This window comes from Streptomyces sp. L2 (assembly GCF_004124325.1).
Taxonomy (GTDB): Bacteria; Actinomycetota; Actinomycetes; order Streptomycetales; family Streptomycetaceae; genus Streptomyces.
Genome location: NZ_QBDT01000001.1, coordinates 203264 through 228949 on the forward strand (window position 1 = coordinate 203264; position 25686 = coordinate 228949).

Annotated in this window: 24 protein-coding genes and 1 riboswitch; of the genes, 14 read left to right on the forward strand and 10 right to left on the reverse strand. The window is 74.9% G+C overall.

Annotated features, from left to right (window positions below; genetic code table 11):
• Positions 1-7: 7 nt before the first annotated feature.
• Entirely contained in the window at positions 8-1492 is a 1485-nt protein-coding gene (locus tag DBP14_RS00875; RefSeq protein ID WP_129311606.1) for a hypothetical protein, read from the reverse strand.
• Between the two features lie 180 nt (positions 1493-1672).
• Between DBP14_RS00875 and DBP14_RS00880 the strand changes: the two genes are divergently transcribed.
• Both DBP14_RS00880 and DBP14_RS00885 read left to right on the forward strand, forming a co-directional pair.
• Entirely contained in the window at positions 1673-2053 is a 381-nt protein-coding gene (locus DBP14_RS00880; protein ID WP_129305137.1) for a BlaI/MecI/CopY family transcriptional regulator, read from the forward strand.
• Positions 2050-2943 carry a M48 family metalloprotease gene (locus DBP14_RS00885; protein WP_129305138.1) on the forward strand — a complete coding sequence of 298 codons (894 nt, stop codon included), beginning with the start codon at positions 2050-2052 and terminating at the stop codon, positions 2941-2943. Before DBP14_RS00880 ends, DBP14_RS00885 begins: the two co-directional genes overlap by 4 nt.
• Positions 2944-3268: 325 nt before the next feature.
• Here DBP14_RS00885 and DBP14_RS00890 read toward each other — a convergent pair whose 3' ends face one another.
• Both DBP14_RS00890 and DBP14_RS00895 read right to left on the reverse strand, forming a co-directional pair.
• Entirely contained in the window at positions 3269-5620 is a 2352-nt protein-coding gene (locus tag DBP14_RS00890; protein WP_129305139.1) for a glycosyl hydrolase family 65 protein, read from the reverse strand.
• Positions 5617-6354: a beta-phosphoglucomutase family hydrolase gene (locus DBP14_RS00895; protein WP_129305140.1), complete on the reverse strand. Its 738-nt coding sequence runs from the start codon at positions 6352-6354 to the stop codon at positions 5617-5619. The genes DBP14_RS00890 and DBP14_RS00895 overlap by 4 nt, the downstream gene beginning before the upstream one ends.
• 95 nt (positions 6355-6449) lie before the next feature.
• Between DBP14_RS00895 and DBP14_RS00900 the strand changes: the two genes are divergently transcribed.
• From DBP14_RS00900 to DBP14_RS00920, 5 genes are all read left to right on the forward strand, one after another.
• Positions 6450-7097, forward strand: coding sequence for a nucleoside/nucleotide kinase family protein (locus DBP14_RS00900; RefSeq protein WP_129305141.1), 648 nt, complete (start codon positions 6450-6452; stop codon positions 7095-7097).
• A 185-nt stretch (positions 7098-7282) separates the two neighbouring features.
• Positions 7283-9043 (forward strand): phospholipid carrier-dependent glycosyltransferase, encoded by a 1761-nt coding sequence (locus DBP14_RS00905; protein WP_129305142.1) that lies wholly within the window; start codon positions 7283-7285, stop codon positions 9041-9043.
• A gap of 169 nt (positions 9044-9212) precedes the next feature.
• On the forward strand, positions 9213-10127 hold the full coding sequence (locus DBP14_RS00910; RefSeq protein WP_164992225.1) for a MurR/RpiR family transcriptional regulator: 915 nt from the start codon (positions 9213-9215) through the stop codon (positions 10125-10127).
• 432 nt (positions 10128-10559) lie between these two features.
• Positions 10560-10940 carry a hypothetical protein gene (locus tag DBP14_RS00915; RefSeq protein WP_129305144.1) on the forward strand — a complete coding sequence of 127 codons (381 nt, stop codon included), beginning with the start codon at positions 10560-10562 and terminating at the stop codon, positions 10938-10940.
• Positions 10941-11054: 114 nt separating this feature from the next.
• Positions 11055-13433: a SpoIIE family protein phosphatase gene (locus DBP14_RS00920; RefSeq protein ID WP_241740754.1), complete on the forward strand. Its 2379-nt coding sequence runs from the start codon at positions 11055-11057 to the stop codon at positions 13431-13433.
• 167 nt (positions 13434-13600) lie between these two features.
• Here DBP14_RS00920 and DBP14_RS00925 read toward each other — a convergent pair whose 3' ends face one another.
• From DBP14_RS00925 to DBP14_RS00945, 5 genes are all read right to left on the reverse strand, one after another.
• Positions 13601-14083, reverse strand: coding sequence for a flavin reductase family protein (locus tag DBP14_RS00925; RefSeq protein ID WP_129305146.1), 483 nt, complete (start codon positions 14081-14083; stop codon positions 13601-13603).
• A gap of 52 nt (positions 14084-14135) precedes the next feature.
• Positions 14136-16397 carry a protein translocase subunit SecD gene (secD, locus tag DBP14_RS00930; protein WP_129305147.1) on the reverse strand — a complete coding sequence of 754 codons (2262 nt, stop codon included), beginning with the start codon at positions 16395-16397 and terminating at the stop codon, positions 14136-14138.
• A gap of 67 nt (positions 16398-16464) precedes the next feature.
• Positions 16465-16926, reverse strand: coding sequence for a hypothetical protein (locus DBP14_RS00935; protein WP_129305148.1), 462 nt, complete (start codon positions 16924-16926; stop codon positions 16465-16467).
• Between the two features lie 523 nt (positions 16927-17449).
• Positions 17450-18115, reverse strand: coding sequence for a response regulator transcription factor (locus DBP14_RS00940; protein WP_129305149.1), 666 nt, complete (start codon positions 18113-18115; stop codon positions 17450-17452).
• Positions 18112-19062, reverse strand: a complete 951-nt coding sequence (locus DBP14_RS00945) for a sensor histidine kinase (RefSeq protein WP_129311607.1) — start codon at positions 19060-19062, stop codon at positions 18112-18114. The genes DBP14_RS00940 and DBP14_RS00945 overlap by 4 nt, the downstream gene beginning before the upstream one ends.
• Positions 19063-19355: 293 nt before the next feature.
• On the opposite strand from DBP14_RS00945, the gene DBP14_RS00950 reads away from it, so the two are divergent.
• The 4 genes from DBP14_RS00950 to DBP14_RS00965 all read left to right on the forward strand — a co-directional run bounded on the left by DBP14_RS00950 (position 19356) and on the right by DBP14_RS00965 (position 21655).
• Positions 19356-19679 carry a TraR/DksA C4-type zinc finger protein gene (locus DBP14_RS00950; RefSeq protein ID WP_129305150.1) on the forward strand — a complete coding sequence of 108 codons (324 nt, stop codon included), beginning with the start codon at positions 19356-19358 and terminating at the stop codon, positions 19677-19679.
• Between the two features lie 70 nt (positions 19680-19749).
• A complete protein-coding gene (locus DBP14_RS00955; RefSeq protein ID WP_129305151.1) occupies positions 19750-20124 on the forward strand; it encodes a TraR/DksA C4-type zinc finger protein in 375 nt (124 codons plus the stop codon).
• A complete protein-coding gene (locus DBP14_RS00960; RefSeq protein ID WP_129305152.1) occupies positions 20121-20960 on the forward strand; it encodes a rod shape-determining protein in 840 nt (279 codons plus the stop codon). The genes DBP14_RS00955 and DBP14_RS00960 overlap by 4 nt, the downstream gene beginning before the upstream one ends.
• 92 nt (positions 20961-21052) lie before the next feature.
• Complete coding sequence (locus tag DBP14_RS00965; RefSeq protein ID WP_241740755.1) at positions 21053-21655, forward strand: hypothetical protein; 603 nt, start codon at positions 21053-21055, stop codon at positions 21653-21655.
• Between the two features lie 44 nt (positions 21656-21699).
• On the opposite strand, the gene DBP14_RS00970 is transcribed toward DBP14_RS00965, so the two are convergent.
• Positions 21700-22542 carry a hypothetical protein gene (locus tag DBP14_RS00970; protein WP_129305153.1) on the reverse strand — a complete coding sequence of 281 codons (843 nt, stop codon included), beginning with the start codon at positions 22540-22542 and terminating at the stop codon, positions 21700-21702.
• A gap of 250 nt (positions 22543-22792) precedes the next feature.
• Between DBP14_RS00970 and DBP14_RS00975 the strand changes: the two genes are divergently transcribed.
• The 3 genes from DBP14_RS00975 (at position 22793) to DBP14_RS00985 (ending at position 25167) form a co-directional block, all read left to right on the forward strand.
• Complete coding sequence (locus DBP14_RS00975) at positions 22793-23560, forward strand: TetR family transcriptional regulator (protein ID WP_129305154.1); 768 nt, start codon at positions 22793-22795, stop codon at positions 23558-23560.
• Positions 23561-23706: 146 nt separating this feature from the next.
• A complete protein-coding gene (locus DBP14_RS00980) occupies positions 23707-24123 on the forward strand; it encodes a hypothetical protein (protein WP_129305155.1) in 417 nt (138 codons plus the stop codon).
• Between the two features lie 163 nt (positions 24124-24286).
• A riboswitch (ZMP/ZTP riboswitch) is annotated at positions 24287-24374 on the forward strand.
• Positions 24375-24393: 19 nt separating this feature from the next.
• On the forward strand, positions 24394-25167 hold the full coding sequence (locus DBP14_RS00985; RefSeq protein WP_129305156.1) for a maleylpyruvate isomerase family mycothiol-dependent enzyme: 774 nt from the start codon (positions 24394-24396) through the stop codon (positions 25165-25167).
• Positions 25168-25296: 129 nt separating this feature from the next.
• Here the strand turns inward: DBP14_RS00985 and DBP14_RS00990 are convergent, their stop codons facing one another.
• A complete protein-coding gene (locus DBP14_RS00990; protein ID WP_129305157.1) occupies positions 25297-25683 on the reverse strand; it encodes a PPOX class F420-dependent oxidoreductase in 387 nt (128 codons plus the stop codon).
• Positions 25684-25686: the final 3 nt, after the last annotated feature.

A 25686-nucleotide genomic window follows, 5' to 3' on the forward strand; every position in this document is an offset into this window, starting at 1 on the left:
TTGCAGCTCATGGGCCCTCCGGTACGGCGTAGTAGAGGCGCAGTTCGCCGAGTCGTACGGACGGCCAGGTGCGGGCGTAGTCCGGGAGCCGGTCGCCGGGGGCGACCAGCGTGGCCACCGGCTGTCGGCGGGCGGTGCGGGCTATGGCCGTCGAGGTGCTGTTGGCGTTGTGCCCGGTCGTGGCCGCCGACGAACAGCCGGCGTAGAACGCGACCGGGATGGCCTCATGGCCGGTGAGCAGACAGGGCCCGCGGACCCCGAGCCGGTGCAGGGTGGCGGCGGTGCGGGACCAGTCGCGGTGGGCGGCGGCGGTGCGGTCCACGAGGGGCAGCAGGACCGTCAGTTGCACGGTGAGATGGGCGGCCAGGGTGAGGAGGGCAAGCGTCGTGGCCACTGGTCGCCGGGTGCCGGCCCGCGTGGTCGTCAGGCGGCACAGCGCGTCGGCGACGGGGATCGCGAGGAGGGCGTAGGCGGGGAGGAGGAAACGGGGGGCCGCGTAGCCGATCATGAAGAGGTAGGGGAAGGCGGCCGCGGCCGCCGAGGCGAGCGGCAGCACGGTGGTCGCCGCGCGCCCGGCGCGGACGGCGACGGCCAGGCCCAGCAGGGCGAGCAGCGGCAGCGCGCACCACCAGAGGGTGACGGCGGGTCCCGGCAGGGCGCCGGTGCAGGGCCGGCACAGGGTGCGTCCGCCGAGGCTGCGCAGCTGGTCGGCGACGGCGAGGTGCCAGCCGAGGCCGCCCTGGATGTCCGAGCCGTCGGAGAGCCGGTTCAGCAGCCCGCCGTACGCCGTGTACGCCTCGACGACCCATTCGACGGCGCCGGCCGCGAGGCCGCCGAGGAGCACAGCGAGGACGGTCCACCGGCGGCGGAGCAGAACGAGGACGAGCAGGGGCAGGGCCGCCAGGGCCGCGTCCATGGGCCGCATCCAGGCCATCAGGGCGCCGCTCGCGGCCAGCCCCCACAGGGCGGCCCGGTCGGACGGGCCGGTCACGGCGCGCAGCGTGCAGGCGGCGGCGGTCAGGGCGCCGATGGCCACCCAGTAGTTGGGCATGGCCTGGGGGCCGTAGAAGAGGGTGATCCAGAGGGAGGCGAACAGGGTGCCGGCGACGGTCAGCACGCGAACCGGGAACAGGGGCCGCCAGGCGCGCAGCGCCAGGTAGAGGGCGAGGCCGGAGAGCAGTGCGAGATAGACGCGCAGCAGGGGTGTCGACGAGGACCAGGAGGCGACGGGCGCGACGAGGAGGGAGACTCCGCGGGCGCGCGGGGCGCTGAAGAACGCCGCGGGCGCGTGCCCGCTGACCTGGCTGACGTACACCGTCTCGTCCCAGCCGAGGCCCAGGCCGGGCCTGACGAGGAGCAGTTGGGCGGCGGTGAAGACGGCTCCGACGGTGGCGAGGGGCCAGACCACACCGGCTCGTCGGGGGCCGCCCGGGGCGCCCTGCGCGCGTTCGCGCCGGGTCCCCGCGAGTGTGGCGTACGCGTGGCCGGCCATCATCACCCCTCCGACCCTACAGCGTGTAGGGCTCCGAGCCACCCTACAGCGCCGCGAGCGCTCCGGGTGGAACCGGGGGTGAAGCCCGCGCAAACACGCCCAACCTAACCCGTGTTGGGGGCGTACGCCCGGCGCACACGGCCCTCGGCCCGTCGGCCCTACGCGCTGTAAGGTGGGGGCATGGCTGGCACAGGGTCCCGGGACCGGGCGGAGCGGCGCAGCGCCGGGGAGCTGGAGAGCGAGGTGCTGGCCGCGCTCTGGGCCACCGAGCGGCCGCTGACCCCGGCGGAGATCCAGGCCGAGATCGGCGGGCTCGCCTACAACACGGTGCACACCATCCTCAAACGCCTGTACGACAAGGGGCTGGTGCTGCGGGACGCCGACGGGCGGCGCGGTGCGTACCGGCCGGCGAAGAACGCGGCGGAGCTGACCGCCGAAGCGATGCACGAGGCCCTGGACCGGGGGCCGGATCCGATCGCCGCGCTCCAGCAGTTCGTGACCGGTCTGAGCCCGGAGGAGGAGCGGGCGCTGCGCGACCTGCTGACCGGGGACGGCGTATGAGGTACGACGTCTACACCCCGCTGGTGCTGTCCTTCCTGTTCGCCGCCGTCGGCCCGGTGCTCGCCCGGCGGGCCGCCCCGGCGCTCGCCGCCCGCGTACTGGCCCCGGCCGCCGTGCTGACCGCGGCGGCCACCACCTGGTCGCTGGTGCTGCTGGGCGTGGCGCTGCTCGGGGACGCCCCGCCGGTGGTCCGCGAGGCCCGCGAGGACGGGGTCCGGCTGACCGATCCGGTACCGGAATTCATCGGGCTGGCGGCGTGTCTGGCGCTGGCCGCCGTCGGATGGCGGGTGGGCCGTGCCGTGCGCGCCGAGCGGTGCACCCGGCGGGCGCTGCGCCGCCTGTGCGCGGCGCACCCGGCCGGCACGGAGCTGATCGTCGCCGCGTCCGAGGTGGCCGAGGCGTTCGCGATCCCCGGCCGGCCGGGCAGGATCCTGGCGACCTCGGCCATGCTGGGCGCGCTGGAGCCGGCCGAGCGGCGGGTGCTGCTCGCGCACGAGCGCGCTCATCTCGCACACCGTCACGGTGCGCTGGTGACGGCGGCCACGCTCGCGGCGGCGGCCAACCCGCTGCTCGCCCCGGTGCGTTCGGCAATGGTGTTCCTGGTGGAGCGCTGGGCCGACGAGCAGGCGGCGGCGGACGTCGGCGACCGGCGGACCGCCGCCCGCGCGCTGGCCCGCGCCGCGCTGGCCGCGGGCCGCTCCCGCCCCGGCTGCGCCCTGGCCTTCACCGGTCACACCGTCACCCGCCGCATCGCGGCGCTGCAGACCGGCCCGCCGCCGCGCCTGTGGGCCGGCGCGGCCGCCGTCCTGGCCCTCGGCGTCCTCCCGCCCCTCCTCGCCGCCGACGCCACGACCGACCTCCTCGCGCTCCTGTCGACGGCGCTGAGCTGACGTCTCGGGCCCGCAAAGCCCACCGTCCGGCCCCGGACGCGCGCCATGGGGGCCGTCGCCCCCTTCGACACGACCGCCCGTCATCACGATCCAGCGGCCCCCGCACCCCGTAACGCCAGGGCCTGCCCCCCGGCGCACGCGGCACCGTCCGCCGTTATGGGCGACCGTCACGCGCCTGTGCGAAGCCCATCGCCCGTGGGAACCGATGAGGCGTCGCGTCACGCCATGCCGGCGGAACCGGGGCGCCCCGGCGCACGCCCCCGTCCCGCGTGCCCGCCATGCACGGGCCCGTGCACGCCGGATCCGGTTGGACTCCCGGCGGGGCTCAGCCCGTGTTGGGGGCGCGGTGGGGTGGCTGGGCCGGGGACGGGCCCGGTGTGAGGCGGGGGACGGGGCGGACGGCGGGCGCGTCGGCGGTCAGGGTCAGGGGCTCCCCGTGGTGGTGGAGGGTGAGGGGCGGGCCGTCGAGGAGGTGGTACGACGCCGTGTCCCCGGTGATCTCCACCCGCAGGCGGCTGCCGAGGAACTGCAGGTGGAAGGCGAGGCGCCGCAGCCGCTCGGGCAGGCGCGGCGCGAACCGCAGGCTCGTCGGGTCGTGGGGGGCGTGGCGCATCCCGCCGAACCCCGCGACCAGCGCCATCCAGGTGCCCGCCAGGGACGCGATGTGCAGCCCGTCCCGGGTGTTGTGCTCCAGGTCCTGAAGGTCCATCAGGGCGGCCTCGGCGGTGTAGTCGTAGGCGAGCCGCAGATGCCCGGCCTGGGCGGCCACGACGGCCTGCACGCACGCCGAGAGCGAGGAGTCCCGCACGGTCAGCGGCTCGTAGTACGCGAAGTTGCGGGCGACGTGCTCCTCGTCGAAGAACGCCCCGCAGGTGTACATGGCCAGCACCAGGTCGGCCTGCTTGACGACCTGCTTGCGGTAGAGGTCGAAGTAGGGGAAGTGCAGCAGCAGCGGGTACTGGTCGGGGCGGGTGCCGGCGAAGTCCCAGTGCTGGTAGCGGGTGAAGCCGGCGTGCTGTTCGTGGACGCCGAGTTCGTGGTTGTACGGCAGGTGCATGGCCTCGGCGGCGTCCCGCCAGGCCGCGCTCTCCTCCTCGTCGACGCCCAGCCGCTCCGCTTCCGCCGGGTGGCGTTCGACGGCGTCGGCGGCGGCGAGCAGGTTCGCGCGGGCCATCAGGTTGGTGTACGTGTTGTCGTCGGCGACCGCGCTGTACTCGTCCGGGCCGGTGACGCCGTCGAGGTGGAAGGCGCCGTGCGCGTCGTGGTGGCCGAGGGACCGCCACAGCCGGGCGGTCTCCACCAGCAGCTCCACGCCGACCTCCCGCTCGAAGCCGGTGTCCCCGGTGGCGGTGACGTAGCGGACGACGGCGTCGGCGATGGCGGCGTTCACATGGAACGCGGCGGTGCCGGCCGGCCAGTACGCCGACCCTTCCGAGCCCTCGATGGTGCGCCACGGGAACGCGGCGCCGCCGAGCCCGAGCTGGGTCGCCCGGTCGCGGGCCGCGTCCAGGGTGTTGTGGCGCCAGCGCAGCGCCTCGGAGACCGACTGCGGGGAGGTGTGGGTGAGCAGCGGCAGCACGAACATCTCGGTGTCCCAGAAGGCGTGCCCGTCGTACCCGGAGCCGGTCAGCCCCTTGGCGGGGATGGCCCGCCGCTCGGCGCGGGCGCCCGCCTGGAGGACGTGGAAGAGGGCGAAGCGGACGGCCTGCTGGATGTCCTCGGCGCCGTCCACCTCGACGTCCGCGCGGGCCCAGAAGTCGTCCAGGAAGTCCCGCTGGTCGGCGAGCAGCCCCTCCCAGCCGTCGTGGGCGGCGGCCGCGAGCGCGGCGTCGACCTGGTCGGCCATCGCGGGCAGCGAACGGCCGCCGGACCAGCCGTGGGCGACCAGCTTCTCCACCCGCAGCGTCTGTCCCGGCTCCAGCACGGAGGTGACGGTCAGCCGGGCCACGTCGTCGCCGCTCTCGCTGCGGGTCGTGGTGCGCTCGGGTCCGGTGACGACGTGGTCGGCGGCCACGGCGACCCTCAGGCCGCTGCGCCGGGTGCGGTGCACCAGCCGCAGCCGCTCGCCCAGCGCGAAGTGGCCCTCGGGTTCCAGCGGCGACGACAGCACCTGGGCCGCGCGCGGGTCACCGCCTGCCTGGGGCAGCTGCTCGTTGGCGACCAGCTCGGACTGGATGACCACCCGGCTGCGGCTGTCGACGGCCTCCACCTCGTACGCCACGGCGGCCACCGCCCGCTGGGTGAGCGAGACCAGCCGGGTGGAGCGGACCCGGACCGTCGACCCGGCCGGGGACGTCCACTCGCAGGCGCGTTCGAGAACTCCGCGGCGCAGGTCCAGGACGCGCTCGTGGGAGACGAGACGGCCGTAGCGCAGGTCGAAGGGTTCGTCGTCGACGAGCAGGCGGAGGATCTTGCCGTTGGTGACGTCGATGACCGTCTGGCCCGACTCGGGGTAGCCGTAGCCGGCCTCCGCGTACGGCAGCGGGTGCAGCTCGTGCACGCCGTTGAGGTAGCTGCCGGGCAGGCCGTGGGGTTCCCCCTCGTCGAGGTTGCCGCGCCAGCCGACGTGGCCGTTGGACAGGGCGAACACCGACTCGCTCTGGGCGAGGACGTCCAGGCTGAGGTCGGTCTCGCGCACGGCCCACGGCTCGACGGCGTACGACTTGTGCGTGATCACCGCTTGCCTCCCAGCTCGGCCAGGTCCTTGACGACGATGTCGGCGCCATGCGCGTACAGCGCGTCCGTCTGGCCGACCCGGTCGACGCCGACGACGTAGCCGAACGCGCCGGCGCGGCCCGCGTCCATGCCGGCCAGCGCGTCCTCGTAGACCGCCGCAGCGCCCGGTTCGACGCCGAGGTCGCGGGCGGCGGCCAGGAACGTGTCGGGGTGCGGCTTGCCGGGCAGCTTCCGCTCGGCGGCGACCACGCCGTCGATGCGGACGTCGAAGTAGCGTTCGGCGCCGACGGCGCGCAGCACGTCGCGGCAGTTGGCGCTGGAGGAGACGATCGCCGTGCGCAGACCGGCCGCGCGGACCGCCTCCAGATAGCGCAGGGTGCCGTCGTAGGCCTCCACGCCGCCGGTGCGGATCTTCTCCAGCAGCAGGTCGTTCTTGCGGTTGCCGAGCCCGTGCACGGTCCGGGCGTCCGGCGAGTCGTCGGGCGTGCCCTCGGGTAGTTCGATGCCGCGGGAGGCGAGGAAGGCGCGGACTCCGTCGGCGCGGGGCCGGCCGTCGACGTACTCGTCGTAGTCGGCGGTGTCGAACGGGCGTGCCTGCTCGCCCTGGTAGTCGCGCAGGAAGGCGTCGAACATCTCCTTCCAGGCCGCCGCGTGCACGACGGCCGTCTTGGTGACGACCCCGTCGAGATCGAACAGACAGGCCGAGATGGTGTCGGGGAGACCGAGCTGAGTCATACCCCCACTGTTCCCCGCCCGGAGGTTTCCAGTGGGTGGTGAGCGCCACATGGGGGAAGGGGGCGCCGGCGAGGGCCGATGACACACTCTCAGGTGTGCCGCTGACCTTCGACGACCTCCTGAACCGTGCCCGGTCCCTCGCCGGGGGCCCGTACCGCGCGCTCCTCGGCATCGCGGGCAGTCCCGGCGCGGGCAAGTCGACCCTGGCCGAGCACCTGGTGCGGGCGCTGAACGGGGACGGGCCGCCGTGGGTGGCGTACGTGCCGATGGACGGCTTCCACCTGGCCGACGCGGAGCTGGACCGGCTGGGCCGCCGGGACCGCAAGGGCGCCCCGGACACGTTCGACCCGGCGGGGTACGCGGCGCTGCTGCGGCGGCTGCGCGAGGACACCGACGAGGTCGTGTACGCGCCCGGTTTCGAGCGGGTGCTGGAGCAGCCGGTCGCGGGCTCGATCCCGGTGCCGCCCGACGCCCGGCTGGTGGTGACCGAGGGGAACTACCTGCTGCTGGAGCGGGGCGGGTGGGAGCGGGTGCGCCCGTGCCTGGACGAGGTGTGGTTCTGCGAGATCGACGAGGCGGAGCGGGTACGGCGGCTGGTGGCCCGGCACGAGGAGTTCGGCAAGGAGCACGCGGCGGCCGTCGCCTGGGTGCGGCGCAGCGACCAGCGCAACGCCGAGCTGGTGGCGGCGACGCGTTCCCGGGCGGGCCTGGTCGTACCGGCCACCGCGCTGCCCGGCCGCTGACACACGAGGGGCGGCCTTGAACTCCGGCCGGTCGCGGGCCGTACCGGTGTGTACGGCAGAGGGTCTGCCGGTAACGACTCGTGCGGCGGTGACATCCCGCGGCGGGGCGAGCGGTGCGACAGTGGGGCCATGACGCGGCTCCCGGCCGCTCCCGCCCCCGGCCGGCCGGTGTCACCGCGGGGCGGATGATGGCTCGCGAACAGCACTCGGTCCTCGGTCCCGGGGCCCCCGGCGGCGCCCCCGTCGTGACACCGCCCGCGCCCGGCTCGGCACCGACGTCTCCCGGCTCGGCCCGGCCGCGCCGGTTCGCCGTGCTGTGCCGGCGGCGGTGGCTGGTGCCGCTTCTGGTGGGGCTGCTGCTGGCGCAGATGGCCGCGGCGATGGTCACCACGGCCGTGCGGCAGACGCCGACCATCGACGAACCGGTGTACGTCGCCACGGCCACGGACTATCTGCACGAGCACCGGATCCGCTACAACCCCGAGCATCCGCCGCTCGGCAAGCTGCTGATCGCCACCGGGGTGGCGGTGGCCGGCCCGCACTACGACGCGTCGTACACCGGCACTCAGGGCGCGGTGGGCCGGCATCTGCTGTACGAGTCGGGCAACGACCCCTGGCGGCTGATGCTGTGGGCCCGGTTGCCGGTGATCGTGCTGACCCTGCTGTTCGGGCTGGTGGTGTTCGCGTTCGCCGGGGATCTGGTGGGGCGGGCGGGCGGCCTGGTGGCGCTGGCGCTGTACGCCTTCTCCCCCGATGTGATCGCCCACGGCTCGCTGGCCACCCTGGACGTGCCGGCCGCCGGGTTCGTGCTGACCGCGTCCTGGCTGGTGTGGCGGGCCCGCCGCCGGCCGCGACGGTACCTGCCCCTCGCGGGGGCGGCGCTGGGCGCGGCGGTGGCGACCAAGATGAACACCCTGCCGGCGGTCCCGGTCCTGATGGTCCTCGCGGCGGTGTCGGCGGTGTCGGCGGTGCGGGCCGTCCCGGTGGAGGCAGGTGAGCGGGGCGGCGCCCGCCGACGGCTGCTGCTGCGGGGTTCCGCCGCCGCGGGTGTCGTGCTGCTGGCAGCGCTTGCCGTCGTATGGGCGTCCTACCTCGTGGTCGACCCGCGGCTGCGGTTCACGCCCGCCGAGCCGGTGCCGGCGGTGCACGGGCTGCGCGGCCTGGTGACCGGGCTGTTGCCGGTGCCGCCCGCCTACCGGGCGGGGATGCGGGTGCAGTTCGGCCTGGAGGACCACGCGTGGCAGGGCTTTCTGTTCGGGCACCTCTACACCGGCTCACGCTGGTACTACCTGCCGGCGGCGCTGCTGGTGAAGACCCCGCTGGGGCTGCTGGCGCTGGGCGCGGCCGGTGCCGTGGCGCTGGTGGCGGTGCGGCGGCTGCGCCCGGCCGCACCGTACGTGCTGGTGCCGCCGGCCGTGCTGCTGGCCGTGGCCATGACGGGTGCCCGGGACCTCGGCACGCGGTACGCGGTGTTCGTGCCGATGTTCCTCGCCGTCGCGGCCGCCGGGGTGCCCAGACTGCGCGCGCGGTGGGCGGCGGGCGCGACGGCGGTGCTGGTGGCGTGCGTGGCGGCCAGTTCGCTGCTCACGTTCCCGTACTACCTGCCGTACTCCAACGAGGCGTTCGGCGGGCCGGCGAAGACGTATCTGCGGTTGCACGACTCCAACGTGGACTGGGGGCAGGACCTGGGCCGGCTCGCCGACCGGCTGCGCCGGCCGCCGTACCGGGGCGAGCGGTTGTGGCTGGTCTACAAGGGCAGCGGTGTGCCGTCGTGCTACGGCATCCACGCGGCCGATCCGCGCAAGGTGCCGCCGGCCGACGTGCACGGGCTGCTCGTCGTCTCCGACTCGGCGGTGGACAAGGCGCGCGGCAGGCTGGCCGAGTTGATCCACAGCAGTCGTCCGGTCGGTGACGTCGGTCATTCGATCACCCTGTTCCGCCGCTGAACACGTGTTGTCATATGTGTTGTCATATGCCAGGTCGCGGGCCGTCAGCAGGCCCCCCGCGGTCCCTGCGCGGGCCCGGGGCAGGCCCCCAGGCGAGGCCGCACAACCCCTGGTCACCACGGCCGGTGAGCTATGTTGAGTGGTCGTGGGAGACAAAGGAGACGGACCGGTGCCCTCGCCGCAGCAGGCCCGCGCACAGGCGTCAGCGATCACCTCGGGCAAGACCGTGCCGGAGGCCGAGGCCGCCCCGACCTCCCGGCTCAGGGAACTGTTCGACGGGCCGCGGCTGTCCCCCGGGCAGCGCCGCATCGCCCAGTACCTGATCGAGCACCTCACCGAGGCGGCGTTCCTGTCGATCACCGAACTGGCGGACCGCGTCGGCGTCAGCCAGCCCTCCGTCACCCGGTTCGCGGCCGCCGTCGGCTTCAGCGGCTACCCGGCGCTGCGGGAGACCCTGCAGTCGATCGCGCTGAGCACCCTGTCCGGTCCCGGCGAGGTGAACCGGGCCAACGAACTCCAGGCGGCGGTCGACGCCGAGATCGAGAACCTGGAGAACCTGCGCCGCGACTTCGCCGACCCGGACCGGGTCATCCATGTCGGCCGGGAACTGTCGAACTCCACCCCGCTGACGGTCCTCGGCCTGCGCATCTCGGTGTCGCTCGCCGAGTACTTCGGCTACGCGGCCCGCCGCATCCATCCCGACGTACGGCTGGTGACCCGGGGCGGCAGCGTGGCCTACGACGCGCTGCTGCAGTCCCGCGAGGCCGGCGGGACGTGGGTGCTGGCCTTCGCCATGCCCCGGCACGCCCAGGAGACGCTCACCGCCGTGCGGGTCGCGCGGGAGGCCGGTCTGAAGGTCGTCCTGATCACCGACCTGGCGCTCGGGCCGCTCGCCGAGGAGGCCGACATCACCTTCGCCACGGGCACCGGCTCCCGCCTCGTCTTCGACTCCTACGCCGCGCCCGGCGTGCTCGCCGCCGCGCTGCTGCAGGCCATGACCGACGCCGATCCCGAGCGCACCCAGGGACGGCTGGAGAAGTACGAACAGGTCGCCGAGCAGCGCCACTTCTTCCTCCGGGACTGATCCTCCCGCACGCGGGGAGCGCTCCCGCAGATCTTCCGGTCGTTCACCCCTGAACGGGGATCTTTCGCGGCCCGATCAGGCATGAATGTTTTCATACGTCTTGCAAACCGGACGGCATATATAAATACTGCTCCACGGATCGAACCCGGCTCACTCCGGGCACGTTCCGCACCCGCGGACTCACCGCTCGCACACCGCCCCGAGAAAGCCGACGGACCGCCATGCGCACGCAAGCCCACTCGCCGTGCCGGTTCCCGACGCCCGGGGCCCCCGCACGGACACCCTCAGCCGCCGTTCCCTACCCACGGAGGCGAACGGGGTGTCCGGTGGCGCACCGCCCAGGCGCTGCGCCCGTGGCGGCCCCGGTCATCCCCTAGACCGGGGCCGCCAACACCGTCGGATCACCCCTTACGACGCCGCACACCGGAAGCGATGATCATGCCCCTGACCACCACGCGCATCAGCCCCGACTGGCCTTGCCAGGTCAAGACGCCCGGCAGCTACGACTGGGAACGCTCGGCGGCCAAGTGGCTGCGCGAACTGATCCCGGCGCGCTACGCCAGCTATCCGGCGCTGATCCGGCACCCCGTGCTCCTGGCCCGGCACGCGCAGATCCAGGTCCACCAGGAGATCAGGGTGGCGCGCACGGCGCTGCAGACCGCGCGGGCCGAGCTGCCCGTGCTGGGTCTGCCCGAGTCGGTCATCGAGCACACGATCAAGATGTACGCCGCCGAGGTGATGCAGCTCCAGCACATCGCGCGCAGCGTCCGGGCCGTCTCCGAGGCGCTGGTCGGGCGCGGTACCGGCCGCTGACCCCACCGCCGGGGACACCCGTCCTGCGCGCGCCCCGGCCGCCCTCCCGGACCGGGTGGGAACCGGTCCGCCGGACCGGTGATCGGACGGCACCGGATGTGCGATGCTCGTCCCGTGACGACCGAGCCCGCACCTGGTGGGGACCCTCGGACCGGCGCGGATCTGACCGCGCTGGGCCGGGTCGTGGCGCGCCAGCGCGCGGAGCTGGACCGGCTGCGGGACCAGGTGTCGACGTCGGCCGTCATCGAGCGCGCCAAGGGCGCCGTGATGGCGACGACGGGCTGTACCCCGGACGCCGCGCACGAGGAACTGGTGCAGCGCGCGAAGGCCGGCAACCGCACGCTGCTGGAGGAGTGCTGGCTCACCCTGGGCGCCCTGGTCGACGTGGCGGAGCCGGCGCCGGCCGGGACGCGGGCCGAGGCCGGGCCGGGTGCGCCGTCCCCCGCACCGGTGGACACCCCGCCCGGCACCGACGCCGTGGCGGAGGTGCTGGGCCGGGTCGGACGGGCCCTCGTGCGGGTCGGCACACCGCAGGAGCTGGCCGGTTCGCTGCTGGAGCATCTGGGGCCGCAGTCCGGTGCCGACGCGGTGATGCTGTTCCGGCGGCTGCCCGTGGGCGGGCTCGAACTGATCGGTCACGCCGGCCTCGACGCGACCCTCGCCGCCCAGTGGCACCAGGTGCCGCCGCTCGGCGAGGTCGCCGCGATCGAGGCCCTCACGGTGGGCGAGCCCTGCTGGCTGGAGGACACCGGCGCCGACCACGGGCAGCACGTCCTCATCGGCGACCGGCCCGAGCAGTGGCTGTCCCGGGCCTGGCTCCCGGTGACCGCCGGGAACCGGGCGAACGTCGTCCTCGGTGTGCTGCGCCGGCACGGCGGGCCGTTCATGCCGCGCGAGCGGGAGCTGCTGCGGGCGGTGGCCCGGCTCAGCGCGGGCCGGCTGCGGGCCTTCGACGCCTCACCCGAGCGCCCGGCGGGGGACGTCGCCCACGCCGTCCAGGCCGTGTTCGACGCGCTGCCGGGCGCGGCGGTCCTGCTGGCCCCGCTGCGCTCCGCCGCCGGCGAGGTGGAGGACTACCGCATCGACGCCGCCACCGCCGACGCGGTCGACGTGTTCGGCCGGACCGGGCGGGACATGGTCGGCCGGTACATCCTGGAGAGCTATCCGTCCGTCGCCGGCGAACCGCTGTGGCAGGGCTACCTCGACACGCTCACCACCGGGGCGCCGTTCGAGAGCGAGCCGTTCGCGTACCAGGACGAGGTGGCCGGGGTGCCCGTGACCGCCACCTACACGGTGCGGGCGGCGCGCCTGTCCGACGGCCTGCTGGTGACCTGGCTGCGGCAGGACCCGGTGGAGCGGCAGGAGCAGCGGCTGGCCGACGTGCAGCGCCTCGGCAATCTCGGCTGGGCCAACTGGAACCTGCTCACCCAGGAGATCGCCTGGTCGCGGGAGACGTACCGGGTCCTCGGCCGCAGCCGGGCGCGCGGCCCGGTCCGGCTGGAGGAGATGGCGGACCTCGCACAGCCCGAGGACGCGGGCGCCCTGTCCAGCGCGCTCGCCGGACTCGTCCGCCACGCGCGGCCGTTCGACGTCCCGTTCCGGATCCGGACACCGCAGGGCCTACGGCATCTGCGGATGGTCGCGGAGGCCGTGACGGAACCGGACGGCACCCCGGCCGAGGTCCACGGCTTCGTGCAGGACCTCACCGCGCAGCGCAGCGCCGAACTCGCCCTGGTGGAGAGCGAACGGGCGATGCTGCTGCAGCGCGGTGTGCTGCAGGCCGAGCAGGCACTCGCCGCGCAGTTGCAGCACGCGCTGCTGCCGCTGCCGAGCAAGCCCAGGCACCTGGCCGGGCTGCGCGTGGAGGTGGCCTACCTGCCCGCCCAGTCCGGCATCCATGTGGGCGGTGACTGGTTCAGCGCGATCCAACTCGCGGACGACGCCGCGCTGTTCGTGGTCGGTGACGTCGCCGGGCACGGCCTGGACGCCGTCGCCACCATGGCCCAGCTGCGGTTCACCGCCAAGGGCATGGCCAGCACCGGCTCCTCGCTGACCGGGGCGCTGGCCCGGCTGAACCAGCTGCTGCTGCAGTCCCGGGACGGGCAGATCACCGCGACCATGGTCCTCGCCCGCTACGACCCCGTGGCCCGCGTCCTGGCCTGGGCGCAGGCCGGTCATCCGCCGCCGCTGCTGGTGCGCGACGGCGAGCCGCACTATCTCGACCGTCCCGTCGGCATGCTGCTCGGCGCGAGCGCGGCCCCGCTGTACGAGCCGGCGGAACTGGTGCTGCGGCCCGGTGACCGGCTGCTGCTGTACACCGACGGGCTGATGGAGCGGCGGGGCGAGGGCCTCGACGCGGGTCTCGCCCGGCTGGCCGAGGCGGTCCGCCCGTGCGGCGGGGTCCACGCGTCGCTGGCGGATCTGCTGGCCGCGATGGTGGGGGACGAGCGGCGGGACGATGTGTGCGTGCTGGATATTCGGATGCCGGTGTAGCTCCGCGGGACTGATTTACGGTGCAGGCCGGTGGGGGCTGGGCGCGCCCACGCGGCGGAGCCGCACATCGTCACCGCCCCGCGCCCCTTGGGGCGCGATCGTCGCGGCCCTTCTTTGGAAGCGCGGGCCGGTCGCGCCTCTCTTGGAGCGCGGGGCGGGGGGTCTGGTCAGTCCGCTGGGTGGCCCGGGGCGATGGGGAGGGCGTCGGAGAGGTGGAGCAGGGGGCCTGGGGAGCGTTCGCCCCACTGGACGGGGTCGAGGACGAATCCGACGTGGTCGCCTCCGTCGGTGCGGTGCAGGATCGTACCGACGAACCAGGCCGCCGCGTCCGTGAGCACGGCCGCGCCCGCGTGCCCCTCGGACCATTCCAGGTGCGCGAACTTGTCGACCTCGTCGCCGGTCTCGCCGCCGAACCGCTCGGCGAGTGCGCGCTGGTCGCGGGTGAGCAGGTGGACGGCGAGGCAGTGTGCGGCGCGGGCCACCCGGTAGGTGTGGTTCTCCTTGGACAGCCAGACGGTGTACCGCGGCGGGTGGATGGAGCACTGGGAGGCGAACCCGACGAGACAGCCGGCCCGTTCCCCGCCGGCGACGGCCGTGACCACGCACATGTCGGGGTCCAGCCGGTCGAAGAAGGCGTTCACGTCCGCCATGCCGCTCCGCTCCCGTGCCCGTCGGTCCTCTGTCCTCCCCCGCCCCAGCTCATCACACGCCCCGGCCCGACGCCATCGAGGAACGGCTCCCGGTCCGGGTGCGGCGGTCCAGTTCGACGGCCAGCGGAGTGGCGGTGAACATCGAGGAGTACGTCCCCACGGCGACGCCGATGAGCAGTGCGAGGGCGAAGTCGGTGAGGGACTCTCCGCCCAGGAGGGCCAGGGCGGTGAGGATGAACACCGCGCCCATCCCGGTGTTGACGGTGCGGGGCAGCGTCTGCAGGAGCGCCTGGCCGGCGGTGCGGGCGAGCGGTGCGGTCCGGTCGCGGCGGCCGAGTTCCCTGATCCGGTCGAAGACGACGACGGAGTCGTTGACGGAGTAGCCGATGACGGTGAGCAGCGCGGCGAGGAACACGCCGTCGAGGGGTTTGCCGAGCCAGGCGAAGATCCCGACGAGGATGACCACGTCGTGGGCGAGCGCGGCCACCGCCGCGGTGCCGAACAGCCAGCGGAAGCGCGCCGCGAGGTAGACCAGTTGGGCGCCCAGGGCGACGGTGAGGGCGATGAGCGCGCCGCGGCGCAGCTCCTTGCCGAGGCTCGGGCCGATGGCCTCGTCCCGCAGCTTCTCGGCCCGGCCGGTCAGTTCGCCGACGGTGCGGGTGATCTCGGCGGCCTGTGCGTTCGTCAGCCGGTCGGTGCGGACGGTGAGCCGGTCCTCCCCCGCGGTCTGTACGACGGCGTGGGGGAAGCCGGCGTCGGCGAGGGCGGCGCGGGCCCGGTCGGGGTCGACGGCGGTGGAGGTGCCGTACTCGATGACGCGTCCGCCGGTGAACTCCACGCCGAAGTCCAGGCCGCGTACGACGATTCCGGAGCCGGCCAGGGCGAGGATGGCGGCGGAGGCGGCCAGCCAGCGGCGGGGCCGGCGCATCAGGTGCGGGTTCCGGCGGGCGAGGCGGTCGCGGACGGCGCCGGTGTGGGCGATGCCGGTGAGCCGGGGCCGGCGGCGCACCCAGGGGCGGGCGGCCGCGTACTCCGCGAGGACGCGGGTGATGACCAGGGCGCTGAGCATGGAGGCGAGGACGCCGATGCCCAGGGTCACGCCGAAGCCGCGCACCGGTCCGGAGGCGAGGAGGAACAGCAGGCCGGCCGCGATGAGCGTGGTGACGTTGGAGTCGGCGATCGCCCCGAACGCGCCGCGGAACCCGGCGGTCAGGGACGAGCGGGGGGTGGGGCGCCGGCGGGCGGCGTACTCCTCGCGGGCGCGTTCGAAGACGAGCACGTTGGCGTCGACCGCCATGCCGATGGCCAGTACGAATCCGGCGAGTCCCGGCAGGGTGAGGGTGGCCCCGAGGGCGGCCAGGGCGGCGTAGGAGACAAGGCCGTAGCAGGCCAGGGCGACGGTGGCGAGGGCGCCCATGAGCCGGTAGACGGCGATGATGAACAGCGCGGTCAGCGCGGTGCCGACGGCGGCCGCCCAGGCGCTGGCCCGGATGGCCTCGGCGCCGAGGGTGGGGCCGACGGTGCGCTGCTCGACCGTCTCGACGGGCACGGGCAGGGCGCCGCCGTTGACGAGCAGGGCGAGTTCCCTGGCCTCGGTGTCGTCGAAGGACCCGGTGATCTGGGTGGACCCGCCGGTGATGCCCGCGCCGCAGCCGACGGAGGGGTCGACCTGCGGGGAGGAGATGACCTGCTCGTCCAGGACGATGGCGATCCGGCGGGCCGGGTCCCCCGGCGGCCTGCACGCGGCTTCCCCGGTCAGCCGGGCCCAGCCGTCCCGGCCGGCGCCCTTGAAGTCGACGGTGACGTGCCATCCGGCGCCGCTCTGCTGGTCGAAGCGGGCCGCGGCCTCCTTGACGTTCCCGCCGGTCAGGGCAGCGTCCCCGAGGCGCAGCAGCCGGCCGGACTCGTCGGGCAGGAGCTGCTCGCCCGGCCGGGCGGGGGTCGTTTGCGCGCCGGCGTCGGCGGTGCCGAGCACCGGGTGGAAGGTGAGCTGTGCGGTGCGGCCGAGTACGTCGGCGGCCTCGGACGGGTCCTGCACGCCGGGGAGTTCGACCACGATCCGGTTGTCGCCGGAGCGGGCGAGGGTGGGTTCGGCGACACCGAGCGCGTCGATGCGGCCGCGCAGCACCTCCAGGGTGCGGTCGGTGGCCTCGCTGTCGGCGCGGGCGGTGGCGGTCGAGCGGGTCTCCAGCACGATCTGGGTGCCGCCGCGCAGGTCGAGCCCTAGCTGGACGGGGACGGTGAGCGCGACGAACAGCGGCAGGGCCACGGCGGCGAGGGCGACCAGCCCTCTGACGCGCAGGGATCGGTTCACGAAAGGGCCTCCGGCAGGCATGCCGCGGCCGCCCGGGGCGGGTCGCGGCGGGGGGGAAGGGACGGACTCAGCTGCCGGGAGGCGCGGGCGGCGCCCGCATACGGTGCCGGTCCGCGGGCCGCGCGAAGGTGGAGCGGTGCCTGGCGAGCGGCGCGCGGACGCCGGCCCAGTGCGGGCAGTGGGCCGTCCAGGCCGGGAGGACGGCGGCCGGCGCGGCCGGCGTGGGCTGGTCGCGGGGCGTGTCACGGAGCGCGCGGGCGGCGACCGCGTACTGCCCGCCGGTGGCATGGTGTCCGCCGGCGGCGGAGACGGCCACGCCACGGGCGAGGCGACCGCCCCGGCCGCCCGAAGGCCGCCGGTCGTCGAGTCGGCCGATCTCGGCCCGGGCCGCGCGGACGGCGCCCCCGGCCGCGTGCCGCCCACCGTCGGCCCGCACGGACCGAGCGGCCGCCGCCGCGGCCGGGTGGGCGAGGTGCTGGGCCGAGGGCCCGAACAGGACGGCGAGGAGAGCGACCAGAACCGCGAACACGGCGGAACCCCCACCGAGTCGCGCGCCGGGACGCCCCGGCCTCGCGCCCGCCGGCGTCAGGCGTTCCCGTGCCGGGCATGCCGGTTCCAGACACACCGGTGCCGGGCGTGCCGGCTTCAAGCGCGACGGTGCCGGGCGTGCCGGATTCAGGCACACCGGTCCCGGGCGGGCCGGCTTCAGGCGCGTCGGTGCCGGGCGGGCCGGCTTCAAGCGCGTGGGTACCGGACGTGCCGGCTTCAAGCGCGTCGGTACCGGACGTGCCGGCTTCAAGCGCGTCGGTACAGGACGTGCCGGCTTCAAGCGCGTCGGTGCCGGGCGGGCCGGCTTCAAGCGCGTCGGTGCCGGGCGGGCCGGCTTCAAGCGCGTCGGTACCGGGCGCGCTGCCGACAGGTGTGCCGGTGCCGGGCGGGCCGGGAATGCCGGTGCCGGGTGTGTCGCGAGCGTCGGCTCCAGGCGTGTCGGTGCCGGGCGTGTCCTTGGGGCTCCCCGTTCTCGTGTCATGTCCGGCCGGCTCCCCTGGTGGTCAGGGTTCGATGAGGCCGGCGCGGATGGCGTACCGGGTGAGCTGGAGGCGGTCGCGGAGGCCGAGTTTGTGCAGGAGGTTCTCGCGGTGCCGGTGGACCGTCTTGACGCTGATGAAGAGCAGTTCGGCGATCTCCTTCGAGGAGTGGCCCTCGGCGACGAGCTTGAGGACCTCCTCCTCCCGGGGGGTGAGGATCTGCTCCGGGGGCTTCTCGCCGTCGCGGACCCGGTCGAGGTAGTTGCGGACGAGGACGGTCACCGCGCCCGGGTAGAGGAAGGGCTCGTCGCGCATCGCGGCCCGGCAGGCGGCGATCAGATCGCGGTCGGCCACGGACTTCAGCACGTATCCGCTCGCCCCCGCCTTCAGGGCCTGGAAGAAGTACTGCTCGTTGTCGTGCATCGTCAGCATCAGGACGCGCAGGCCGGGCTTGAGCGCGAGCAGTTCGCGGGCGGCCTGCAGACCGGTCATCCGGGGCATGGCGATGTCCAGCACGGCGAGGTCGATGTCGTGGCGGGCGGCCAGGGCGACGGCCTCCGCGCCGTCCCCGGCCTCGGCGACGACACGCAGGTCCGGTTCGCCGTCGAGGATGAGCCGCACCCCGCGCCGTACCAGCGCGTGGTCGTCGGCGAGGAGGATGCGGATGGCCGTGGTCTCGGGCATGGTCATGACTTTCCGGTCGCGGGCACGGTCAGCCGGACCCGGGTGCCGGCCGTCACCTCGGAGGTGATGTCGAGCGTGGCGCCGATGAGCAGGGCCCGCTCGCGCATGCCGCGGATGCCCGCGCCCTCGTGTGCGACGCCGGTGCCGCGCCCGTCGTCGGCCACCGCCAGGACGACCGCGCCGTCGGCGTGGCACAGGCTCACCTCGACCCCGTCGGCCTCGGCGTGCCGGGCGGCGTTGGTCAGCGCCTCCTGGGCGACCCGGTACAGGACGAGTTCGCTCTCATGGTCCAGCGGGGGCAGGTCGGGGTCGAAGCGGCGCGTCACCCGCAGCCCGGCGTGGGTGGCGAACTCGGTGGTCAGCGAGGTCAGGGCGCTGACCAGGCCGAGGTCGTCCAGCACGCCCGGCCGCAGCCGGCGTACCAGCCGGCGGACCTCGTCCAGGCTCTCCCGGGTGATCTCCTGCGCCTGGTGGAGTTCCGCGCGCAGGGGCTCCTCGGCCTCGTCCGCGGCCCGCTTCAGGGACAGCAGGACCGCGGTCATGCTCTGGCCGACCTCGTCGTGGAGTTCCTGGGCGATACGGCGCCGTTCGGCTTCCTGCGCGAGCAGCACCCGGGCGCTGCCGGCCACTCGTTCCTGCTCCAGGCGTTCCAGCATGGCGTTGAAGGTGCGGATCAGTTCGGCGGTCTCGCCGCGGCCGCCTTCGGGCAGCCGCCGGCCGGGGCGCAGCAGGTCGACGGTGGTCATCAGCCGGGTGAGCCGGTCCAGGGGGGCCAGGCCGATGCGGAGCAGGGCCGCATTGGCGACCAGCATGACGGCGAAGCCGGCCACGAGGATGACGGCCTCGGTGAGCACGACCGGTACGGAGACGGTGACCGGGGCCCACAGCAGCAGCGCGGTCGCGCTGCCCAGCACCAGGGCGTTGAGGGCGAAGATCCGCCAGAACAGGGACACCGGGGGTGACTGCCTTCCTCGTACGGCACGCGTGCGCCCGTACACCTCGTACCACTCGTACCACTGGTGCGGCCCGGGCTCCGCTCCCTGGGACACGGTGTCGTCCCCCGCGTCGCCGCGCCGCGCTCCGCCCCCAGCCTCTCCCACCCCACTCTCCCGCGTCGATGGGGTCCAGTGCCCATTTCGCGGCCTGGAGATGGGTATCGCGCCCGATGGGTTTCGTACGGCGTGTCGGCCAGGGTGGAGGCATGGCCCACCCCGTGAGCGGGCCGTGTGAGAAGGAGGGTTCCGCCATGTCGCTCGACTCGCCCCGGACCGCATCCCGCCCCGAGCGGCTGACGGTGCACGAGGCCCGGCTGCGCCTGGAGCACGAACGTGCCGCGCGGCTGACGCAGCTGCGCGCGCTGGACGAGGCCGGGCCGGACGCGGAGGAACAGGTGATGTCGGCGCAGAAGGACACCATCGGACGGGTCCTGAAGGAGATCGACGCCGCGTTCGACCGGGTGACGGACGGCAGCTACGGCGTCTGCCGGGGCTGCGAGCGGCCGATCCCCGTCGAGCGGCTGGAGATCCTGCCGTACACCAGGTTCTGCGTGCCCTGCCAGCGGCACGCCTGACCGGCCCGCCCCCGGGCCGACTGCCCTGTCCCCCGACCCGTCCCGTCCGCTGCCCTGCCCGAGGGGTGAAGTGGTGAACCACCAGATCACCGGCGACCGCAACACGACCCTGTCCGCCGAAGACCTCGCCGCGCTGCGCGAGAACCTGCACGAACAGCTGCTGTTCCGCCGCGAGCAGCTCCAGCAGATGGCCGCTGCGGCCACCTCCCGCACGGAGGCGCTGCTCATCCGGCAGACCGCCTCCCAGCTGGAGGTGCGGGTCAAGCTCGCCGCCACGGCCCGGATGGTCCTCGCCGACGTCGAGGCCGCCCTCGCGCGCATGGACGAGGGCCGCTACGGCGCCTGCGGGCTGTGCGGGCTGCCCGTCGACCGGGAGCGGCTGCTGATCGTGCCGCAGGCCCGCTACTGCTCGCGCTGCCAGCAGGTGAGGGAGGCCGGCCGATGAGCACCGCACCCGGTCCCCGTGCCGAGGGCACCCGGCACCGGCCCTGGCCCCGGTGCCGGCAGTGCTGCGGCATCGCCCTGGACCTGGGCAGCGCCCGGACCCGGGCATGGCTGTCCGGCCGGGGAGGGATCGTCGACGTGCCGACGCTCGCCCTCCCCGGCGACGGCGAGGGCGAAGGCGCGGGCGACGGCTGTCCCGTCCGGCGCGGCGCCATCGTGGACACCCCCGGGGCCGCCCGGATGCTCGACGGTCTCCTGGGCCCGGGGCTGCCGCGCGGCACCCGTCCGCTGATCGTCCTGGCGGCACCCGTGCTGGGAGGTGTCGCCTTCCGCACCGAGGCGCGCGCCGCCGTCCAGACGCTGCGGCCGCGCGGCGTGCTGACGGTGCCGGCCGCGCGCGCCGTGGCCGTGGCCGCCGGCGCCGACCTGGGCCGGCCGCTGCTGGTGGTGGACCTCGGCGCCCATGTCACCGAGGCCGTCCTGCTCACCGACGGCTCGGTGACCGACGCCCGCCGCACCGCGCTGGGCACCGCAGACCTGGACGCCCGTACGCCGCCCGCGCGGATCGCCGACGCCGTCGTCGCGATGATCTCCACCATGCTCGAACAGGACCGCACCCCGCAGACGCTCGACGCGCTGGGGCGCGGCGTCCTGCTGGCCGGCGGAGGCGCGCTGCGCCCCGACATCACGTACCGCCTCGGCGGGCTGCTGCATGCTCCCGTCCGTCCCGTGCCGGCCCCGCACACCGCGGCGGTCCGGGGTGCCGCCCGGCTGCTCGAAGCGGCGCACACCCACCCCTCGGCCGGCGCTCCGAACGAACCCGTGCCCCTGAACTGACCGGCCCCGCCTGTCCGTTGCCCGACGGTCACCGGCGTGGCGCTTCCCGGCGACACGGAAGGAGAGACACCGTGCCTCGCGGAACACCCCCCGTGCCCCCGTCCCCCATCGACCTGCCGCGGGTGCGGTGGTGGCGCCGACGGAAGAACCCGCTGTGCCGCCGCACGGACATCGCCCGGGCGTGGCTCGCCGCCGGCCTGTTCGTGGCCGTTCTGGCGGGCACACCCGTCGCCGCGTTCCTGGCCGGGGACGCCGCGCACCGCCACCACCAGGAGGCGGCCCGGCAGCAGGCGGCCACCCGGCACCACGCGACCGCTGTCCTCGTCCACGACGCCCCGCGCCACCCGGAACCGGGCTCGGTGGAGGCGCGCAAGACCCTGTACCCGGTCCCCGTCCGCTTCACCGACACGGGCGGGCAGGCCCGTACGGGCACGGCGGACGTGCCGCCGGACCGGTCGGCCGGCAGCACCGTGCCGGTGTGGGTCGGCGCCGACGGCAGGCTCACCCGTCCGCCCCTGACCTCCTCCGAGATCCGTGACCGCACGGTGGGCTGGGCGGTCCTCGCCGCACTCGCCGTCCCGGCCGTCGGCGCCGGGCTGCACGGCCTGGCGGCGCACCGGCTGCGCCGCCGCGACCTCGCCGCCTGGGACGAGGCGTGGGCGCGGACCGCGCCCCTGTGGACGGCCTCGCCCTGAGGGAGGCGGCGACGTACGGCTGGGCGGGCGCTGGGCGGGCGGCGTCAGGCGGGGCTGAACGCGCCCTGGACGAAACGGCTGAGGGACGCCGTGAAGGCCGTGACGAAGGCGTCCCGGGCCTCCTCCGGGAGGGCGTCCAGGGACAGGTACGGGTTGAGGTCCTCCAGTTCGACGAGGAGGAGGCGGCCGTCCCGGGTCCGGCAGGCGTCGACGCGCTGGATGCCGTGGCCGAGGCCGTTCCAGTCGATGAAGCGCCGGGCGAACTCCAGGTCGGCGGCGGTCGCCGCGTAGGGCTCCAGCTGCCAGCGCTGCCGCGGGTCGGGCGCGTGGAGGGCGTACTGGAAGTCGTCGTCCACGAAGTAGAACGACACTTCGTGAAGGAAGTCGACGCGGGGCTGCACGAGGACGCCGCCGGTGGCGAGGCGGGCGGCCTGCCCGGGGGCGACGACGCGCAGGCCGAGGGAGTCCGCGCCGAGCTTCGGCTTGACCACGTAGCGGTCGGCGGCGGGCAGCAGGTGCAGGTCCTCGGCGCGGTCGACGGTCGGTATGACGGGGAAGCCGGCCGCGCTCAGGTCCAGCAGGTACTGCTTGCCGGCCATGTCGGCGCGGCCCGTGAGCGGGTTGTAGACGCGCGTGCCGCTGCTGAGTGCCCGCGCGCGGAAGTCGTCGTACGCCGCCTGGTACCCGAGGACGGGTCCGCTGTTGCGGACGACGACGGCGTCGTAGGCGTCCATCAGCGCGGCCGCGTCCAGCGGATGGCACAGCGCCAGGTCGAAGTGCTCGCGCAGCCGGGAGGTCAGGTGGATGTCCTCGTCGCAGTAGCGGCGGCCGCGGGCCGGGTACGCCAGGTCCGTGACGTAGAGCAGGCGGGGGCGGGTGCCGGGCATGCGGGGCCTCCTCGGGTGCGGGGCCTAGGTCGGCCGGGAGTGCGGTTCCGGCGCGGTGCGCAGCACGGTGCGGAAAGGTTACGCCGCCCGAGTGCGGAGGGGCCGTGCCGCCCCTGGGACGGCGGGCAGGGGCGGCGCCCAAGGATGCCGGGCACCGCCGCCCCGCCCGGCTCAGCGGCAGAGCACTCAGTTCCCTCTCACGTCCGTTTGGCTGCACTGAGTGCCATCGGCGCGTGCTACGTTCCCGTCCATGAGCTCCAGCAGCGCGGCGCCGGCCGCCAAGCCGCCGATGCGGGACGCCCTGGTCGGGGCCGCCTTCCGGCTCTTCCTGGAACGCGGCTACGAGCAGACGACCGTGGACGACATCGTGGCGCTGGCCGGAGTGGGACGGCGTTCGTTCTTCCGGTACTTCCCCTCCAAGGAGGACGTGGTCTTCCCCGACCACGAGCGCTGCCTCGCCGAGATGACGGCGTTCCTCGCCGCGAGCGGGCCGGACCAGGAGCCGGTGCGGCGGGTCTGCGACGCGGCCCGGCTGGTGCTGCGCATGTACGCGGAGAACCCGACGTTCTCCGTGCAGCGGTACCGGCTGACCAAGGAGGTGCCGGGGCTGCGCGCCTACGAGCTGTCGGTGGTGTGGCGCTACGAGCGGGCGCTCGCCGGGTATCTGCGCGAGCGGTTCGCGGACCGGCCCGACGGTTCGCTGCGGGCCGACGTGATCGCCGCGGCGGTCGTCGCCGCGCACAACAACGCGCTGCGTTCCTGGCTGCGTTCGGACGGCCGGGGGGACGCGGAGGCCGCGGTGGACCGTGCGCTGGGGCATGTGCAGGCCACCTTCGCGCGACCCGCCGCCGACGGCTCGGCCACGGCGCACGCGGCCCGGACCGAGCCGGCATCCGGGCCGGACGCCGATGCCGGGCAGCCGGCCGGCCCGGACGACGTGGTCGTCCTCGTGGCCCGGCGCGACGCCCCGCTGTGGCGGCTCGTCCGGGAACTGGAGGCCGTGCTCGACCGCTCGTGATCCGCGGGCCCGGCCGGACCCCGGAGAGAAATTCGGGGTACGCAGTGCCTTTACGAGTGACACTGAGTGCCATACCCTGTCGGCGTGCGCGGTGACACGGCAGCCGCGTGCGTGGGAAACCGGCCCAGCGCAGGGAGTTGACCAGCGTGTACCACCACTCAGCAAGCGTCTCGTTTCCGACGGCCGGCTCCGCGGCGGGCGTTCTCGACCCGGGAACCGCGGACACCCGGGACGCCATCCACTTCCAGCGCTGCACCTGGTGCGGCACCGCCATGCACCAGCGGCTGCTCTGCCCGGTGTGCCAGGGCAGCGAACTGCGCACGGAACGCAGCGAGGGCGTGGGCACGGTCCGCCACTCCACCGTGGTGCACCGCAACACCCCCGCGGCCCGCAACGTGTCACTGATCGAGATGGCCGAGGGATTCGTCGTACGCGGCCGGGTGATGGGCCCGCCCATCGGCATCCACAGCGGCGACCGCGTCCGCCTCTCCACCGCCCAGGACCCGGTCCGCGGCGAGCCCGTCTTCCAGCTCCTCGACGAGCCGTACCGCGCCTGGACCTGAGCACGGCCGCCCCCGCTAGGGCCTGTCTGACAATTCGCGTCTGCCGCGCGACGCCATGCACGCTCCCCCAGCCTCCGGCCGGGGGACCCCCAGAGCACGCACCTGACGCCGCGCGGCCCACCCTCCGGGCGACGACGCGAATTGTCAGACAGGCCCTAGGATGATCGCGGGCCGTGACTGGCGCTGGGGTGGGGCACCACCGGGGAGCGGCCCGGCCGTCAGGGTCTGTGCCGCGCGCCTGGGCGTCCCCGACGAGGCCCTGGAGCGCGTGTGACCCCCGTGATCGCCCCCGCCGACGCCGGCCGCCTGCTGGAGGACGTCCAGCGGTCCGGCAACCGGCTCGCCGGATCCCTGGCCGCCCTGACCGACGCGGAGGTGCGGGCGCCGTCACGGCTGCCCCGCTGGTCGCGCGGTCATGTGCTCACCCATGTCGCCCGCAGCGCGGACGCCTACGTCTGGATGCTGCGCCGGGCCCGCACCGGCGCCGAGTCCGGGCCCCGGACGACCGCGGCCGCCCTGGCCGAGGCGGTGGAGCTGGGCGCCGCCCGGCCGGCCGCCGACGTGGCCGCCGATGTGCGGGGCAGCGTGGATCGGTTCGTCGCGGAGGCCCGTCTCATGCCCCCGCACGGCTGGGAGCACCCGGTGACGGCACTGGCCGGCTGGCGGCATCCGGCCTGGTACACCCTGCTGCGCTGCCTGCGGGAGCTGGAGACCCACCACGTGGACCTCGGCCTCGGCTACGGCACCGGCAACTGGCCGAGCGGCTACGTCACGTGGGCGCTCGACGACACGCTCGGCACGCTGCGCGCCCGAGGCTTCCCGCTGGCCGCCGTCGAGGCGGCCGACCTCGGCCGGCGCTGGTCCCTCTCCCCCGAGGGCGCCACGATCGCCGCCCCCGGGCACCGTGTACTCGGCTGGCTCAGCGGCCGGACCCCGGTGAGCGAGATGGTGACCGACGGGACCGCCGCGGCGCTGCCCTCCCCGCCGCCCTGGCCCCAGCCTCCGCTGCCCGGCTGGGGCCGGGAGGGCGAGGACGGCGCCTGAGCCGAGGGACGGGACGGCGACGACTGCGTCTGAGCCGGGGACGGGACGGCGACGACGGTATCGGGGCCGGGTTCGGGAAGGCGACGACGGCATCCGGGCCGGGGTCCGGGCGGCGGATCCGGCCGTCGCTCACTGCGTGAGGGTCACCCTGATGCCGACCGTGCCGTCCCGGCCGCGGCGCAGTCGGCTGCCCAGCAGGCTGAGGCGGCCGAGGATGCCGTACTTGCGGGCGAGCAGGGTGCGGTAGCGGGCGGTGGTGGCCGCGTCGGTGATCTCGGCGGTGGCGGGGGTCTGTTCGCCGGTCGGGTTGCCGCGCACGTCGCAGGGGCCGACGAGGATGTCGGCGCGGCGCCGGATGCGTTTGACCTTCCCGCTGCCGGCGACCGTCCAGACGCCGAGGGTGGCGCCGTCCCGGACCACCCACACCGGGGTGGCGACGGGGCTGCCGTCCTTGCGGAAGCTGGTGACGAGCAGGTAGGTGCCGGCGCCGAGCCGGTCGAGCCGCGTGTCATCCATGGC